The 17,717-nt window shown below is 62.0% G+C and carries 12 protein-coding genes; 10 read left to right on the top strand and 2 right to left on the bottom strand.

The features are described from left to right. Positions 1-42: 42 nt before the first annotated feature. The 3 genes from SSO01S_RS09400 to SSO01S_RS17235 all read left to right on the top strand — a co-directional run bounded on the left by SSO01S_RS09400 (position 43) and on the right by SSO01S_RS17235 (position 4,762). Positions 43-2,538 (top strand): RHS repeat domain-containing protein, encoded by a 2,496-nt coding sequence (locus SSO01S_RS09400; RefSeq protein WP_066798435.1) that lies wholly within the window; start codon positions 43-45, stop codon positions 2,536-2,538. A 7-nt stretch (positions 2,539-2,545) separates the two neighbouring features. Then, on the top strand, positions 2,546-2,947 hold the full coding sequence (locus SSO01S_RS17550) for a hypothetical protein (protein ID WP_157073708.1): 402 nt from the start codon (positions 2,546-2,548) through the stop codon (positions 2,945-2,947). A gap of 189 nt (positions 2,948-3,136) precedes the next feature. Beyond that, positions 3,137-4,762 carry an RHS repeat domain-containing protein gene (locus SSO01S_RS17235; RefSeq protein WP_083942945.1) on the top strand — a complete coding sequence of 542 codons (1,626 nt, stop codon included), beginning with the start codon at positions 3,137-3,139 and terminating at the stop codon, positions 4,760-4,762. On the opposite strand, the gene SSO01S_RS09390 is transcribed toward SSO01S_RS17235, so the two are convergent. Next, positions 4,735-6,429 (bottom strand): TonB-dependent receptor plug domain-containing protein, encoded by a 1,695-nt coding sequence (locus SSO01S_RS09390; RefSeq protein ID WP_083942944.1) that lies wholly within the window; start codon positions 6,427-6,429, stop codon positions 4,735-4,737. The genes SSO01S_RS17235 and SSO01S_RS09390 overlap by 28 nt on opposite strands. Before the next feature lie 272 nt (positions 6,430-6,701). Continuing rightward, positions 6,702-7,577 carry a LysR substrate-binding domain-containing protein gene (locus SSO01S_RS09385; RefSeq protein ID WP_066798433.1) on the bottom strand — a complete coding sequence of 292 codons (876 nt, stop codon included), beginning with the start codon at positions 7,575-7,577 and terminating at the stop codon, positions 6,702-6,704. Between the two features lie 98 nt (positions 7,578-7,675). On the opposite strand from SSO01S_RS09385, the gene SSO01S_RS09380 reads away from it, so the two are divergent. The 7 genes from SSO01S_RS09380 to SSO01S_RS09350 all read left to right on the top strand — a co-directional run. Further along, on the top strand, positions 7,676-8,785 hold the full coding sequence (locus tag SSO01S_RS09380) for a phosphonoacetaldehyde reductase (RefSeq protein WP_066798432.1): 1,110 nt from the start codon (positions 7,676-7,678) through the stop codon (positions 8,783-8,785). Positions 8,786-8,795: 10 nt separating this feature from the next. Further along, complete coding sequence (phnA, locus tag SSO01S_RS09375; RefSeq protein WP_066798657.1) at positions 8,796-10,046, top strand: phosphonoacetate hydrolase; 1,251 nt, start codon at positions 8,796-8,798, stop codon at positions 10,044-10,046. A gap of 26 nt (positions 10,047-10,072) precedes the next feature. Continuing rightward, the gene (gene phnY / locus SSO01S_RS09370; RefSeq protein ID WP_218000356.1) at positions 10,073-11,500 is read left to right on the top strand and encodes a phosphonoacetaldehyde dehydrogenase; all 1,428 of its coding nucleotides are present in this window, start codon (positions 10,073-10,075) and stop codon (positions 11,498-11,500) included. Next, the gene (locus SSO01S_RS09365; protein WP_066798430.1) at positions 11,476-12,765 is read left to right on the top strand and encodes an MFS transporter; all 1,290 of its coding nucleotides are present in this window, start codon (positions 11,476-11,478) and stop codon (positions 12,763-12,765) included. The genes phnY and SSO01S_RS09365 overlap by 25 nt, the downstream gene beginning before the upstream one ends. Positions 12,766-12,870: 105 nt before the next feature. Further along, positions 12,871-16,113: a TonB-dependent receptor domain-containing protein gene (locus SSO01S_RS09360; protein ID WP_083942943.1), complete on the top strand. Its 3,243-nt coding sequence runs from the start codon at positions 12,871-12,873 to the stop codon at positions 16,111-16,113. 53 nt (positions 16,114-16,166) lie between these two features. After that, positions 16,167-17,450 (top strand): alkaline phosphatase family protein, encoded by a 1,284-nt coding sequence (locus SSO01S_RS09355; RefSeq protein ID WP_083942942.1) that lies wholly within the window; start codon positions 16,167-16,169, stop codon positions 17,448-17,450. Then, a partial coding sequence (locus SSO01S_RS09350; protein ID WP_439646561.1) for an acetyl-coenzyme A synthetase N-terminal domain-containing protein occupies positions 17,450-17,717 on the top strand: 268 nt, incomplete at its 3' end. The genes SSO01S_RS09355 and SSO01S_RS09350, both read left to right, overlap by 1 nt.

Genomic DNA, 17,717 nt, shown 5'->3' with positions numbered 1-17,717 from the left:
CGCGCGGCCGCGCTGCTGTGCCTCGGCGTCAGCACGCAGGCGATGGCGCAGAGCGCCGCGTCGGACTTCACGACGGGTACCCGCTACGATGCGATGGGGAGGGTCACCGGCACGATCGCACCCGATCCGGATGCCTCGGGCTGGCTGCATCACCTTGCCGTGCGCAACACCTATGATGCCGCCGGGCGCCTGACCAAGGTCGAGAAGGGCGAACTAGCGAGCTGGCAGTCGGAAAGCGTCGCCCCGGCCAGCTGGAGCGGCTTCTCGCTCCAGCAGAAGACCGAGACCGTCTATGACGCAATGGGCCGCAAGCTGACCGATACCGTATCGGGCTGGAACGGCTCGGCCTGGGTGCCGGCGGCGCTGACGCACTATAGCTACGATGCTGTCGGCCGTCTGGAGTGCACGGCGGTGCGGATGAACAGCGCCGTCTGGTCTTCGCTTCCGTCGAGCGCCTGCACGCTCGGCACGGCGGGCAGCGACGGGCCCGATCGCATCACCCGCAGCGTTTATAACGCGGCGGGCCAGGTGGTGACGGTGCAGAAGGCGTACGGCACCGCGCTGCAGCAGGATTATGCCAGCTACACCTATTCGGACAATGGCAAGCAGACGAGCATGACCGATGTCGGCGGCAACAAGGCCTTCGCGTTCGACGGGCATGACCGGCAGATCAAGTGGAGCTTCCCTAGCAAGACCACGCCCGGCACGGTCTCGACCACCGATTTTGAGGCCTATCAATATGACGCGGGCGGCAACCGCACCAGGCTGACCAAGCGCGACGGCAATTATATCGACTATAGCTACGATGCCGCCAATCGGGTGACGCTCAAGAATATCTCGGTCGGCACCTCGGCGGACGTCTATTACGGCTATGACCTGACCGGCGCCCAGACCCATGCCCGGTTCGTGTCGCATTCGGGCCAGGGCGTGACCAGCGCCTATGACGGCTTCGGGCGGCAGGTGACCAGCAGCACCGATATGGGCGGGACGACGCGGACGCTAAGCTATCGCTACGACGCCAATGGCAACCGCGTGCGGATGACCTTCCCCGACAGCAATTACGTCAATTATTATCGCGAGGGGCTGGACCGGCTTTACTATGCCGAGCTCAATTCGACGCCCTTGTTCTACCCGCCTTACGACGCGGCGGGGCGGGTGTCCGTGCTGTATCGCTGGATCGGCAGCGGCTGGGCTGACAGCACGGTCTATGGCTATGACGGCATCTCGCGGCTGAGTTCGGCAACGACCGATCTCACCGGCAGCAGCTACGACGTCACCGCCGGCTATGCCTATAATCCCGCCAGCCAGATCGTCACGCGCACGCGCAGCAACGACAATTACGCCTATGCCGGCTATGCGACCGCGAGCACCAGCTACACCGCCAATGGTCTCAACCAGTACAGCGCGGTCGGCGCCGCCGGCTATACCTATGACGACAATGGCAACCTGACTTCGGACGGGACGACCAGCTACACCTACGACGTTGAGAACCGGCTGGTGAGCAGTTCGGCGGGCGCGGCGCTGAGCTACGATCCGCTGGGGCGGCTTTACAAGGTGACCGGCACCGCCGGCGGCGGCACCGACACGCGCTTCCTTTACGACGGTGACCAGCTGGTCGCGGAGTATGATGCGTCGGGCAATCTGCTGCGCCGCTATGTCGATGGCGCTGGCCAGGACGATCCGCTGGTCTGGTACGAAGGCTCTGGCGTGTCGTCGCCGCGCTATCTCTATGCCGATCACCAGGGCTCGATCGTCGCGGTGACGGACAGCGCAGGCAACGTCACGCGGGTCAATGCCTATGACGAATACGGCAACCCGAACTCTGGAAACAGCGTCAGCGTCGCGGGACGGTTCCAGTACACTGGCCAGGCATGGATCCCGGAGATCGGGATGTACCATTACAAGGCGCGGGTTTATGATCCGAGGATTGGGCGGTTTTTGCAGACGGACCCGATTGGGTATGAGGATCAGGTAAATTTGTACACTTATGTGGGGAACGATCCCGTCAATCGACGGGATCCGACCGGGAAACTCGAGTTTGCATACCACGGCCCTAATAAGGACAAATTAGAGGCTGCTGTTATCGAAGCCGCAAGTGCTAGTCCGGAATTGATGGCTCGTTACACGGAGATGAAAGAATCCAAGTTGATTCATAATGTTTATGAAACAGAAGGAATGCCTACAAGTGAGCCTAGTGTTTCTGAAAAGAATTTTTCCATAATGAATCCTACAGCGAGCGAACAGGCAAAAGCGGGAATACCAACTGGGAGCACTTCATATATTAACTTAAATGGAGTGTCGCTACCCAACACGGGGAATGGTGGAACAAAATTGTTTTTCTCGGCGGGGACGCAAGCGGCTCACGAGGTTCTTTCTCACGCATATGATTTTGGTGCTGGTAAATATGATGGTTCTCAAAACCAGAATGTACCGATTAAAGAGTCTGAGGTGCGAGCGGTAAAAGTGGAAAATATTTTTAGATCCGCAATGGGATATCCTCTTAGATATAAATATGATGGTCTAACTGTTATTTACTGAGGGAGCTATGAAATTTCTAATTATTATTTCAGCAATATTTAATGCATTTTATTTAAATCAGAATATTCCTGATAAGGATGAAAATTGGACATTGGGATGTATCGACATTTCCGGTGCGGCCCGAGTACCTCGAGAAAGTATTAGCCATATTTCACTTGAAAGCATTCAACGGGATTATAAATTAAAACCGTTTAGGCGTACTAACAATTTAGAATTGCGGGAATCATATAATACCGGAAACAATAATAATGTAATGCTAATATATGATATTGATCTCGTTTCTGATATTAGCATAGTTTATATAATAAATATCAATGGTAACATTGTAAGAAGGTTCGTTTCTGTTCAAGGATTTCCTGATAAAAGCAATTTGAAAATAGATGAAAATTGCGATAGCTGGAGAAATTAGGAATTCCGAGGACACCGAATTCCGGAATTCCGGGGACACGATACTTAATTGGGGCGGCGGCGATCATCGATCCCGCCGCCCTTGCTATGGCGATGTTCGCTACCTTCCACCGATGCCAGCCACCGCGTAGCGCTCCCGTAAAAGCCCGGCTTTAGCCCGCTCGGCCGTCTGGAATGCACGGCGGTGCGGATGAACCCGGCGATCTATACCTCGCTGCCATCCTCGGCCTGCACGCTCGGCACGGTGGGCAGCGACGGGCCCGATCGCATCACCCGTAGCGTTTATGACGCGGCGGGCCAGGTGGTGACGGTGCAGAAGGCGTACGGCACGGCGCTGCAGCAGGACTATGCCAGCTACACCTATAGCGACAACGGCAAGCAGACGAGCATGGCCGACGCGGGCGGCAACAAGGCCGCCTTCGCCTATAACGGCCATGACCTGCAGGTGAAGTGGAGCTTCCCGAGCAAGACCACCCCCGGCACCGTTTCGACCACCGACTATGAGGAATATGGCTATGACGCGGGCGGCAACCGCACCAGCCTGACGCGGCGCGACGGGCGGGCGCTGGGGTTCAGCTACGATGCGCTGAACCGGGTCACGGTGAAGACGGTGCCCGATGGCGGCTGTTCGGGCGGGCATGTCTGCACGACGCTGACCTCGGCGCAGAGCCGGGACGTCTATTACGGCTATGACCTGACGGGCGCGCAGACCGGGGCCCGGTTTGACAGCGCGTCGGGCAGCGACGCGGTGACCAGCAGCTATGACGGGTTCGGTCGGCAATTCTCGAGCACGACCAGCATGGGAGGCGTCAGCCGGACGCTCACCTATCGCTGGGATGCGAACGGCAATCGCAGCCTGATCGAATATCCCGACGGCAACTTCGTGAATTACGTCAGCGATGGGATGGACCGCTTCTATTACACGACCCTCAACGGCGCGTTGCCGCTGTTCCACACGCCATATTACCCGGCGGGCGGCGCGGCGGCGGTGTATCGCTGGGTGGGGGGCTACTGGAACAACTTCACGCAGGTGGGGTATGACGATGTCGGGCGGATGGTGTGGTCGATCACCGACGTTGCGGGCAGCGGCCATGATCTCGATGCGCGCTTTGGCTATAACCCGGCGGGCCAGATCGTTTCGCGCAGCCGCGACAATGACGCCTATGCCTATGCGGGCTACACCAACGCCAGCACCAGCTACACGCCGAACGGGCCCAACCAATATGCGGCGGTGGGCGCGGCGAGCTACACGTATGACGACAGCGGCAACCTGACCTCGGACGGCACGGTCACCTACGGCTATGACGCGGAGAACCGGCTGGTGTCGAGTTCGGCGGGCGCGTCTTTGGTCTATGATCCCCTTGGCCGGCTCTACCAGGTGGCGAGCGGCTCGACCGACACGCGGTTCCTCTACGATGGCGACCGGTTGACCGCGGAATATGACGCCTCGGGCAATCTGCTGCGCCGCTACGTGCATGGCGATGGGGATGACGATCCGCAGGTCTGGTACGAAGGCTCGGGGATGTCGAGCCCACGCTATCTCTATGCCGATCACCAGGACTCGATCGTGGCGGTGACTGATAGCTCGGGGAGCGTGCTCAACGTCAACAGCTATGACGAGCATGGCGTGCCGGCGAGCGGCAATGCCGGGCGGTTCCAGTATACCGGCCAGGCTTGGATCCCGGAGATCGGGATGTATCACTACAAGGCTCGCGTGTATGCTCCGAAGATCGGGCGGTTTTTGCAGGTTGATCCGATCGGGTATGAGGATCAGGTCAACTTGTACGCTTACGTCGATGCACCGATGTCGGAATAATGATCGAACCGGCCAGCGACGTTGATATCAAGCCGCTGCATCAGCGGGATGTTGTTGTCGGCGCCGATCAGCGGCAGCAGCACTTCGGCATAGGCCGAATCCACCTTGCGCTTGAAGAGGCGCAGCGCGACGGTGTAGCCGGTCGCAGCAGGCACGTTGTTGAACGTGCCGTTCCGGCTTTCCAGATACTGCCGCTCATAGCCGACCGCTACGCGCAGGGTGCCGCCCGGCAATTCGAAAAGCGGGCCTTCGATCTTCGCGCCATAGCGCTCCAGCGTTGCGCCGCCACGCGTGTCGCTCACCGAGGTGGCGAAGGACGCGACGCTGCCGGGGTTGGCAAGGAACGGATTGAAGCTGCCATTGGCGATGGCGGTGTTGAGGACGCCGCCAGCTGCTGCCGAGCGGGTATCGAGGCCGCCGGTGGACAGCGCCCGCTCGATCGACTTGCCATAGCCGCCCTGCAGCGTGACCACGAAGCCTGCGCCGAGCTCCGCCTCTGCGCCGTACGTGACGTTCCACGACTTGGACGTGCCGCTTACCCGGTTTGCGGGCAGCAGATCGGCAAAGGAATAGGCGACCGTCCCGCTGGTGCCGGTTGCACCCGCCGGGCGCACGAAGGAGGGGCTCGTACTGGGCACGGTGAGGTTCACGGTCAGCGGCGCGGGCGTGAAGGAGAATTCGCGCTCCTTGTAGAAGCCGTCCGCGAACAGGCGGACCGAGGAGCCGAACCGCTGATCGAACGTGAATGCCGCGCTGTTGTGCTTCTGTTCGGGAAGCAGATCGCCAAGCTTGGCGTTGTCGCAGCGATTGGACGTTCCCGCGACCAGCTGGGCGGCCGTTGCCTGGGTCACGCCGCCTGCGGGGATCGCGTAGGTGGAGCCGCCGATCGTGAGCGTGCCGGGCGCACACTGCGTGGCGCGGAAATCGCCGCCGCCGCGCGAGCGAAGATCGCTGGCGTAGAAATCACGATCGATACCGGGAAGGTTCGAGTGATATCCCTGTTCGATCGCGGCGGTGATCTGGCCGGTGCTCCAGCTGGTGCCGGCGGCGAGACCGATCAGGCGCTCATTATAGCCATCGGCAAAACCGTAGCGGGCGCTTGCTTCCACACCATCCAGATCGCGGCGAAGCACCAGATTGACGACGCCTGCGATCGCTTCGGAGCCGTACACCGCCGACGCACCGTCAGCCATCACGTCGATGCGCTTCAGCATGAGCGTGGGAATGGTCGAAGGATCGGGCGCCTGGCCGGTGGTGCCCTGCGGAACGACGCGCTGCCCGTTGACGATGGTCAGCGTCGAATACGGGCCGAGGCCGCGCAGGTTGATGCTGGTGCCATAGGTCGGGTTGCCCGAGCCGCCGGCCTGTCCGCGCGAGGTTTCGGACACACCGATGTTGAGGACCTGAGGCACCTGCTGCAGCATCTGCGAGGTGCTGACCGCGCCGCCCGCGCTGATATCGTCGTGCGTCAGCGCAATGACCGGCGAACCGACGGGTGCAGCGCCGCAGATGTTCGAACCGGTGACGATGATCTCGCCGCCGTCGTCCTGCGCCTCTGCCGCAACCTCGACCGGGTCTGCAGACTGCGCAAATGCATGCGCGGGAACCAGGGCCGCCAACATGCTCACCCCAACCAACCACGACAATTTCATTGAATTCTTGCTCATGATCCCCCCTTTTTAAGTCACGCCACATGCGCGGCGCCGACTCCGCCTTTGGCTGGAGGGGACACCTGATCACGATTGCTTGTGATCAACTGCGCTTCTTTGCGCTGTATGGGATCGATGGACATGCGGGATCTGCATGGAGTCGCATGTCGAATATTCGTTTGGATAATGATTGTGGCCGAATCGGTTGCGCACACCGTGCAAATCCAGAGGCGGAATCCGGACCGATGTCTTCCTGCGGATGGCGTTCAGGTCGCGCTTCGGACGCGATGTCAGGGTCTGCGCAGGGTCTCGGTAACTTCCAGAAACGCCGAGATAAGCCGCGATTGCAACCGGTCTCGCCTGCACACGATGTGCGCATAGTTGAATATCTCCGCGTCTACGACCGGAAGGCTCCGGATGCGGTCGTCGCCGATATATTCGGCACTTGATACGAAGCCGAACCCGACACCGCTGGCGACGGCTTCGCGTACTGCCTCGCGGCTTCCGATCTCCATCGCGATCCTGGGCCGGACATTGGCCTTTGCCATCGCTTCTTCGGTGGCGCGGCGGGTGTTCGAACCATGTTCGCGCGCCACCATCGGCTCGTCGTGGAGCTCCGCGATGCGGATGCCGCTTCGCTCGGGCGCGAAAAGCGCGTGGTCGCGACGACCGAACGCCACGATCGAATCGCGGCTATATTGGGAGAACCAAAGCCGTTCGTCATTTTCGACATAAGCGAGCACCGCGACATCGGACTGGAATTCCAGAAGGTCCTGAAGAACGTCGTTCGAGTTGCCGACCGATACCGAGATCTCGATGCCCGGATAGCGCGAATGGAAGGCGATCAGCATCTCGGTCGCGTGAAACGGACCGACTGCACCAACACGGAGATGGCCCGTGCGAAGTTCGCGGCTTTCGGTGAGGAAATGCCGCGCGTCGGCTTCGTCGGCGACGATTCGCCGGGTAATCTGCTGAAGCTGACGGCCCGCATCGGTGAGCCGCATGCGTCTGCCGGTCCGGACGAAAAGCTCGATCGAATATTCTTCCTCCAACTGGCGAATCTGCGTGGTCAGCGTCGGCTGGCTTACGTTGAGCTGGTTCGCCGCGGCAGTGACGCTCTCGGTCGCGGCCACGGCGTGAAACGAGCGGAGCTGGGTATACCTCATAGGTTTTTTATATAGATATCGACAAAACTATCAATTGGACCATGCGGCCGTAATCGCCTTCAATCCCCGCAGAAAAAATGCAGGGGAGAGACGCGGCGATGGCCGTTTCGTGGAAATACGCAAACCCGGTTGAGGTGACGTTCGGCGCAAGCGCCGTGTCGGCGATCCGCGATAAGGTTGCAGGCCGCAGCTATTGCCTGCTCACGTACAACGACCATCCGTATTTCGACGAAATGGTCGCGGCGATTTCCAGCGAGGCTGGCGTGCCCGCAGTGGTGGTGCGCGACGTGGAGCCGAATCCGAGCTTTGACGGACTGCGGATCGCGTGCCGGTCCTATGGCACCGCGGCCAGCCCTCCCGAAGTGATCGTCGCGTTCGGCGGAGGTTCCGTGATCGACACTGCGAAAGTTCTGGCCGCAGCGGGGGGAGACTTCGCGCGCGTCCAGGCCTTTCTCGAAGGCCGCGCCGATGCGGAGACGTTGAGCGCCACGCCGATCATCGCCGTGCCGACGACGTTCGGAACGGGAAGCGAGGTCACGAGCTGGGCCACGGTCTGGGACACCGAGATCAAGAAGAAATACTCGCTGAACCACGAGAGCCTGTATCCCCAGCATGCGATCATCGATCCGATGACCTCGCTTGGTGTTCCGCGCGCTCTGACGCTGGCGACCGGTCTTGATACGCTGTCGCATGCGCTGGAAAGCATCTGGAACGTCAACGCCAACCCGGTCTCGACCAACCACGCCGTTTTCGCGGCACGCGAGATTCTGGACGCGCTTCCCAAGCTGGTGGAGCAACTTGACGATGTGGATCTGCGCACCCGGGTGGCGCGCGCGAGCCTGTTTGCGGGGCTGGCTTTCTCGAACACCAAGACCTCGCTTGCCCACTCGCTATCCTATTATCTGACGCTGCATCACGGCACCGTCCACGGCATCGCCTGCTCGTTCACCCTTTCGGCGGTGATGCGCAGCGTGATCGGCCAGAACGAAGCCTGCGACGCGGCGCTCGCGCGGATCTTTGGGGGTGATCTGAGCAAGGGAGTGGAGCAGCTCGAGGCGTTCCTGACCGGTCTGGGAATATCCACCCGCGCGACCGACTACGGCGTCACCCATGAAAACTGGATCGCAGCGATCGACGACGCCCTGGATGGCGAGCGTGGACGCAATTTTATCAGCACGCGCGCCGCTGTTCTGGCCGCAGTTGCCTGAGGAGAAGAGTATGAATTCGCCCATCGACACCGGTGCCGGCCTGCTGGTCAACGGCCGCACCTACCGGCGCCCTGACCGGCCTGTCGTCGTCATCTGCCTCGACGGCTCCGAGCCCGGCTATATCGAGCGCGCGATCGAGGCGGGCCTCGCCCCCAATCTTGACCGCGTGATGAAGCAAGGGACCAACACGACCGCGCTTTCGGTAGTTCCGACCTTCACCAATCCGAACAACCTTTCGATCGTCACCGGGCGCCCGCCCGCCGTGCACGGGATCTCCGGAAACTTCTTCTACGATCGCGAGAGCGGCGCAGAAGTGATGATGAACGATGCAAAATTCCTGCGCGTGCCCACCATTTTCGCGGAGTTCCAGAAAGCCGGGATGAAGGTCGCGGTGGTGACCGCGAAGGACAAGTTGCGGACCCTGCTCGGCAAGGGGCTCGATTTCTCCAGCGGCACCGCGATCGCCTTTTCCTCGGAAAAGGCTGATCAGGCCACCCTGGCCGAAAACGGTATCGAGAACGTCCTCGATTTCGTCGGGCTGCCTTTGCCCGAGGTTTATTCGGCGGACCTCTCGGAATTCGCTTTTGCGGCTGGCGTCAAGCTTCTCAATAGCTTCCGGCCCGATCTTATGTATCTTTCGACGACCGACTATGTGCAGCACAAGGCAGAACCTGGGTCGAAGGCCGCGAACGATTTCTACGCGATGTTCGACAGCTATATCGGCCAGCTCGATGCGCTCGGCTGCACGCTGGTCGTCACCGCCGATCATGGCATGAACGACAAGCACCGCAGCGACGGCCAACCCGACGTCATCTATCTCCAGGAAGCGATGGACGCGGCGCTCGGCGCGGGCGCCACGCGCGTCATCCTGCCGATCACCGACCCCTATGTCGCGCATCACGGCTCGCTCGGTTCGTTCGCGACGGTCTATGTCGATCCCGACAAGGTGCAGGCCGTCATCGACGCTGCGAAGGCGATCGATGGGATCACCGTGGCGATCACCGCCGACGAGGCTTGCGCGCGCTTCGAGCTGCCCGCCGACCGCATCGGCGACGTCGTGATCCTCGCGGATCGCCACAAGGTGCTCGGCACCATTGCCGCGCGGCACGATTTCTCGGGCCTTACCGAGCCGCTGCGCAGCCATGGCGGGCTCACCGAACAGAGGGTGCCGCTGATCGCGAACCGCCCGGCGGAAATCCCGGCAGACAGGGTGCTGCGCAACTTCGACGCGTTCGACGTCGCCCTGAACCTGGTGGCCTGATCATGGGCGAGGGGGGGAAACTGCCGATGCGGCTCGAAGCGATGCGGATCGCCGGAAAGCTCGTGCGGACCGACGACGTCATCGAAGTCACCAATCCGTATGACAATAGCGTTGTCGGGACCGTGCCCGCGGCGCGCGCGGAACATGTGCGTGAAGCCTTCCAGGCTGCGAAGGCGTTCAAGCCCAGGCTGACGCGCCATGAGCGCCAGCGGATCCTGCAACGGACCGCGGAATTGCTGCGCGACCGGCAGGAGCTGTTTGCGCGGCTGATCGTCTCCGAGACCGGCTTGTGCTGGAAGGACGGCCTGTACGAAGCGAGCCGCGCCTATGACGTGTGGTCGTTCGCGGCCCAGCTCACGATCAAGGACGATGGCGAAATCTACGCCTGCGACATTTCCTCGATGGGGAAGCCGCGCAAGATCTTCACCACGCGCCTGCCGCTGCTCGGCGTGATCTCTGCGATCACGCCGTTCAACCATCCGCTCAACATGGTCAGCCACAAGCTGGCACCGGCGATCGCCACCAACAACCGGGTGGTGCTCAAGCCGACTGAGCTCACGCCGCTTACCGCGCTGGCTCTGGCAGACGTGTTGTACGAAGCCGGACTGCCGCCCGAAATGCTCTCTGTCGTCACGGGAAGCCCTTCGACGATGGGCGACGCGATGATCACCGATCCCGATGCCGATCTGATCACCTTCACGGGATCGGTGCGGGTGGGCAAGCACATCGCGAATACGGCGGGTTACAAGCGCCGTATCCTGGAGCTTGGCGGCAACGACCCGCTCATCGTGATGGAAGACGCCGATCTGGACAAGGCGGCGGAACTCGCGGTGACGGGTGCGACGAAGAATTCGGGCCAGCGCTGCACGGCGGTGAAGCGCATCTTAGTCGTCGACGCCGTGGCAGACGAGTTCTCCCGGCTGGTCACCGAGAAGGCGAAGAAGCTCAAGAGCGGCGATCCGATGGATCCCGAAACCGACGTTGGAACGGTGATCAACGAGCGCTCGGCGATCCTGTTCGAAAGCCGCGTCAAGGACGCGGCGGCCAAGGGCGCTGCGATCCTGCACGGACCGGAGCGTCGCGGCGCTCTGTTCGCGCCCACCGTGGTCGACCACGTACCGCATGATTGCGAATTGGTGCTGGAAGAGACGTTCGGCCCGGTCATCCCGATCCTGCGCTGCCCCAACGACATTTCGGAAGTGATCCTGATATCCAATTCGACGGCATATGGCTTGTCGTCCGGCGTGTGCACCAACCGGCTGGATTATATCGAGCGCTTCGTGGCCGAACTCGAAGTCGGCACCGTGAATGTGTGGGAGGTCCCCGGCTACCGGATCGAGATGTCTCCCTTCGGCGGCATCAAGGATTCGGGGCTGGGCGACAAGGAAGGCGTCGTGGAGGCGATGAAGAGCTTCACGAATGTCCGCACATGGTCGCTGCCGTGGACCGCGTGACGCCCGCCGCGAGCCTTCCGTTCCGCCGCGCGCAGCGGCGGATGCTGTTCGCCGCGATGTTTTGCTACCTGTTCTTCTATACGGGGCGGCAGACTTTCGGCTTCGCCATCCCGGGCATCCAGGCGGAATATGGCGTTTCGAAGGAAACGCTCGGCTGGGTGAGCGCGGCGCTCTTGTGGTGCTATGCCATCGGCCAGGCGATCAACGGCAATTTGGGGGACAAGTTCGGCGGCCGCCGCGTGATGAGCGCGGGCGCCATCCTTTCCTGCGCAGCAAACTGGGCTGTCAGCTTTACGACGAGCGTGCTGAGCCTGGGCGTGCTCTGGGGCATCAACGGCTATTTCCAGGCAATGGGCTGGGCGCCGGGCAGCAGGCTGCTCTCGAACTGGTTCGGCAAGAACGACCGCGGCAAGATTTTCGGCTTCTATGTGTTCGCGGCCGGCATGGCCTCGGTCCTGTCGTTCGTCACCTCGATCATCGTCGTGCACACGCTGCATCTCGACTGGCGCTGGATCTTCCGCCTGCCGGTGCTGCTGATGCTGGTGGGCGGCGTCGCATTCTACTTCATCGCCCGCGAGCATCCGGAGGAGATGGGCTTCCAGTCTCCGCATGACGGCGTCGAGGACGAGAATGCCGCGCCGGTTCCCGACGGGGAAACCTCATGGGGCCGCTACAAGGCGGTGCTTTCCAATTGGCGCTTGCTGCTAGGCGGCCTTGCCATCGGTTTCCAGAACGCGGCGCGATACGGGCTGCTCGTCTGGGTGCCCGTTCATTTCCTGGGTAGCGGGGGTGCCAGCGGGGCATCGGCGGGGACGTTCATCAATCCCCAGTGGATCGCGGTCGCCTTGCCTGTCGGGATGGCGATCGGCGCCGCGACCAACGGCTGGGTCTCCGACAACATCTTCGGATCGAAGCGGTATCTGGCGATCGCGCTCTACATGGCGCTCGCCACCGCGACATCGCTGGTCATGTACACGATCCCCACCGACCGGGTGTATCTCGGCATCGCGACGCTCTTCCTTTGCGGCTTCTTCGTTTACGGCCCGCAATCCTCGTTCTGGGCGCTCTGTCCCGATCTTGTCGGGCACAAGCGGGCGGGCACCGCGATCGGGGTGATGAACTTCTTCGCCTATCTTTTCGCCGGGTTGGGAGAACCGCTGATCGGCGCGTTCATGGATACCCACCATGACACCTCGCTGGTGTTCCTCATCGTCGCTGCGGCGAGCGCCGCCAGTGCAACAATAGCCTTGTTCATAAGGAGGTGAACTTCCCGCCGCGGGGCGGGGGATCACGTGGAAGAAGTGCGCCGGGATACGGACACGCCAGAAGGCGGCCGATCGTGGCGAAAGATCAGAACAAAGGAGAGGGAAATGATCGCACGCCGTTGGATTCTAGGCAGCACCGCAATGGCCGCCGCACTCGTTGCGGCTTCCGCCGCGCAGGCACAGACCGCCTCCCAGACCGCGACCGCCCAGGAACCGGCCGTGGACGAAGAAACGGATAGCGGCGAAGGGATCGTCGTTACCGGATCCAATCTTCGCGGCGCGCAGGAAGGCGCGTTGCCGGTAACTGTCATCGACAGCGCAGAAATGGACGTGCGCGGCGGTGCAACCGGTGCCGAGCTGTTTGCTAGCATTCCCTCCGCCGGCCCGCCGGCGATCAACGAAGCGACGATCGCATCGCAGGGCGCGCGCGGCGACGTCGCCTCGATCGACCTTCGCGGCATCGGCGCGGGCAGCACGCTCATGCTGATCAACGGCCGCCGCATCGCTTCGCATCCGCTTTCGGGTACGGACCAGGGCGTGCCGGCGCTCTCGCCCAACGCGAACGTGATCCCCACCGCCTTGCTCTCGCGCGTCGAGGTGCTGCGCGACGGCGCTTCAGCGATTTACGGCGCCGACGCCGCAGCCGGTGTGATCAACAGCATCATCTCGCCCAAGACGGGCGGCGGGCGCGTCGGCGCGGAAACGTTGCTCACCCAGCATGGCGGGGCCAACGAATATCGCTTCACTGCCGCCAATAGCTTCAAGCTGGGCAAGACCTCCGTCGGCGTCTCGCTCGATCTCTTCAAGCGGACCCAGTTGAATTTCGGCGATCGCGCATGGGGTTCCCATTCGGATCTGCGGCGGACCCGCAGCTTGCCAGCGCCGTGGAACGGCCTGCCGGTGACCAATCCGGCGACGGGCACCCCCTTCGCGCTCGACAACGACATGGATAATGGCAGCACGATCAACCATTACGGGCAGTATCGGCGCGGCTATATCCAATCCGACTATCTGACGTTCAACGGCTCGCGCCCGGCCGGAAACGCCGGCATCTCGACCGCATCGGCTCCGGCGGGCGGCGTCGCCACCCTGGCGGCGGACGGCACCTTCTTCCTCTATCCGGACGCCAACGGCGCGGTGAACTTCAAGCAGACGACACCGTCGCGCAATCTGGGCAATCCGGAGGACGAATATTACGACAATCGCCTGATGCACCGCGCGCTGGTACCCGCGATCAAGCGGATCAATGCGGGCCTGTTTGTCGAGCACGAGCTTACCGACAGCATCACGCTCTTCGGCGATGTCCTCTATTCGGGCTCGCGCGCAAACAGCCAGCGCGAAGAAGCCAATATGCAGAACGTGAACGAGCCCGGGCTCTACGTTCCCGCATCCAATCCTTACAACCCGTTCGGTGTGCGCTTCTATCACCCGACGGGGGCGCCCAATGCGGACGGAACGCCGCGCATCACGGGCGCGCCTGCCGACGTCACGATCGTCGCGGGGCTTATCCCTCCGGGCACCAAGCTGCGCTACATCCAGGTGGATTCCAGTTTCTACCGTGCGCTGGGCGGCATTCGCGGCACCCTCGGCGACAATTGGTCATGGGAAAGCGGCGTACTGATCTCGGGTGCCTATAGCCACGAGACCGAGAAAAACATCTATCGTGAATCGCTGTTGCGCAGGGCGCTCGGCCGCACTGACTCCACGGCCTACAATCCGTTTCCCGTGACGTTCAAGGTCGTGAACAACCAGGTCGTTGTCGACAAACCCTATGTCAATCCGGACTCGGTGACCGAGCCCATGTACGACACCGACAATCGTTACGGCAAAACCCGCATCGTGACCTGGGATGCCAAGATCGCGGGCCAGTTGTGGCAATTGCCCTTCGGTGGCGGCCGCATCCAGGTGGCGGCCGGCGCGGAGGTGCGCTGGGAACGCTATGATTCGTGGAAGGCACCCTATGCGGGTCTGAACCCTCCCGGTTCGGGCGCGGATTTCCCCTATATGCGCGATGACGACAATGATTTCATCGCGATGAGCCCCAATGGGGAGGTGCATGCGCAGCAGGAAGTGCAATCGGGCTACGCCGAAATCTCGCTGCCGCTGGTCACCCGGGACAACGCCTTTTTCGGCTTCCAGCACCTCGAGTTCGGCGCTGCGATCCGTCACGAACGTTTCTCGATTCATGGCGAGAGCACCACGCCGAAGTACAACGTGCTCTGGGCACCGACCCCGTGGCTGAAGCTGCGCGCTTCGTACAATGAATCGTTCCGCGCGCCGAACCTTGCCCAGACCGACACGTCGCCGCTGCTGCGCGTAAACTATACGGCCGATCCCTATCGCTATGACGTGACCAACGCGGCGGTCGATAATAGCGGACCGCGCCGCACCTTCCGCCAGGGCAACGACCGGCTCGATCCCGAAAAGGCGCGCAACTGGGGTGCGGGCTTCGTTCTCGACATGCCCGGCATTCGCGGTCTTACTCTGACTGCCGATTACTGGCGGCTCGAGCAGCGCGACGCGATCACCGCGCTGGGGAACGCCCAGGTGCTTGCGCTCGACGAGCTTGCGCTCGACCTGGCTACCCAGGCGGCGCTCGCTTCGGGCAAGACGATCGACCAGGTCGATCTGGGCTCGGGTACTTCGGGCTATGCCGGCAGCAACCGCGTGACGCGCCGTGCGCCCACCGCGGCGGACATCGCCACCTTTGCCGCCTATAACGCTGCACAGCCGACCAACGCGACCAAGCGCGCGGTCGTCGGCGAGATCACCAGCATGATCAACGACTATATCAACCTGGGTTCGCGCCGGCTTTCCGGCGTGGATTTCGGGCTGCACTACCGCGTGCCCGATTTCGGCATCGGCCAGTTCTCGCTGCGCGCGGAAGCGACCCGCAACCTCAAGCGCGACGAAGAGCTTGCCGACGATGGCGTGGTGATCGACGAGCTCGGCAAGAACGGCCGCGCGAAGTGGGTCGGCAACTTCACGCTGGGCTGGAAGAGCGGTCCGTGGTCGGCGGACTGGTACACCGCTTATTACGGTGCGACCATCGACACTTCGGCGGCAACCACGCAGGCGATCTACGAGGCGCTCGACAAGCCCAAGAGCATCGCTGTGGTGAACGATAACGGGGTGATGCGCTATTATCTGCGCGTGAAGCCTTCCACCCTGCACAATTTGCGCGTCACCTATGCCTTTGGCAGCAACGCGAACACGCGGCTCACCTTGGGTATCAACAATGTCTTCGATACCTGGCCGCCCGTTGCGGATGAGGATGAAGGCTTCTTCGTCGGAACCTTCAATCCGCGCGGCCGCCAGTTCAAGCTGCGGATGGAGCACAGGTTCTGAAGCCTGTGAGGAGCCCGTTATTGGTGAAGCTCAGAAAATCCGGAGAGCCGATCATGAAGTTATGGCGTACCCTGAACATGTTGATCGTGCTCGCCGTGCTGAGCGTTATGCCGGCTGGCCCGGCAAGCGCGCAGAACGGCGCGGCGGCGGCGAAGGCCGCTGACCGCCGCCCGGTCCTGCTGATCTCGATCGATGGAATGCGGCCGGATGCCGTTCTGGAGGCGGACAAATATGGTCTGAAAATCCCGGTGCTGCGCCGCTTCCTGAAGGAGGGCAGCCATGCGCAGGAAGTGTTGAACGTCAATCCGACCGTCACCAATCCCAACCATACGACGCTGGTGACCGGCGTGCTCCCGGCTGAGCACGGCATCGTCAATAACCGGCCCTTCGCTCCGCTCGCGAAACTGCCAAAAGGCTTCGGTTCCTATTCGCAGATCAAGGCTCCCACGCTTTGGGGCGCAGCGAAGAAGGCCGGGCTGACCACGGCCAGCATCTTTTGGCCGGTGACGCGGGACGCCGCCGATATCGACTTCAACCTGATGGAGGGTTCGGACGAGGACGACGCGAAGATCGCCGCCGACGCGGTGGCGCTGATCGAGCAGAAGCGCCCCGACTTCCTGACCCTCCATTTCGTGACGTTCGATCATAAGGAGCATGAGTTCGGCCCTTTCACGCCCGAGGCACACGCTTCGCTCGAACGGATCGATACCGCTGTTGGCCAGGTAATCGCGGCGCAAAGGAAGGCGCATCCTAATACCGTGATCGTGATCGCCTCGGATCACGGTTTCTTCACGGTGACGCACCAGGTCAATCTCAACGCGGCGATGGTAGAGGCCGGGTTCATCACGCTGAGCAGTGATCCCGAACCCGTCGTGACCTCGTGGCGCGCATTCATCTGGTATGTCGGCGGTATGGCGATGGCGGTGTTGAACGATCCGGAGGATCAGCAGACGCGCGCGCAACTCGACGCATTTCTGCGCAAGCTCGCTGCCGACCCCGCCAACGGGATCGAGCGTATCTACGGACGGGAGGAAATTGCCGGGCTGGGCCTTTCAGCGGAAGCCGAATCCGTCGTGGCGCTGAAGGTCGGGTACCGCATGGGGAATGCAATGACCGGACCGCTCGTCCAGCCTGCAAAGGGTGGCGCACATGGTGCCTTTTCGACCCGCACGTTGCGCCCGGACATGCGTTCGTCTTTCCTGATCACCGGACCCGGGATCCCCGCTGGCAAGAATCTCGGCCAGATCGACATGCGGCAGATCGCCCCGACGATCGCCGGGTATCTGAAGGTCTCGCTACCGTCCGCAAAGATGCCTGCCCTGTCGCTCGGCGAGTGATGGCGATGGTCGAGGTGGGGGAAGTGTATCCGGTTCCAGCGGCGTGGAGCGACGCCGCGATCGTCAGCGAAGCCGCGTATATGGCGATCTACGGGGCTTCGCTCGCGGATCCAGGTAGTTTTTGGCTGGAGGCAGCGAAGCGTCTGGATTGGATGAAGCGTCCTGAGATTGCGGGGGACTGGTCGTTCGAGGAGGCCGATTTCCACATCAGCTGGTTCGCCGATGGCAAGCTCAACGTGTCGGCGAACTGCGTGGACCGGCATCTGG

The organism is Sphingomonas soli NBRC 100801 (genome assembly GCF_001591025.1).
GTDB classification, from domain to species: Bacteria; Pseudomonadota; Alphaproteobacteria; order Sphingomonadales; family Sphingomonadaceae; genus Sphingomonas; species Sphingomonas soli.
This window is presented reverse-complemented; position numbering and strand designations above follow the sequence as displayed.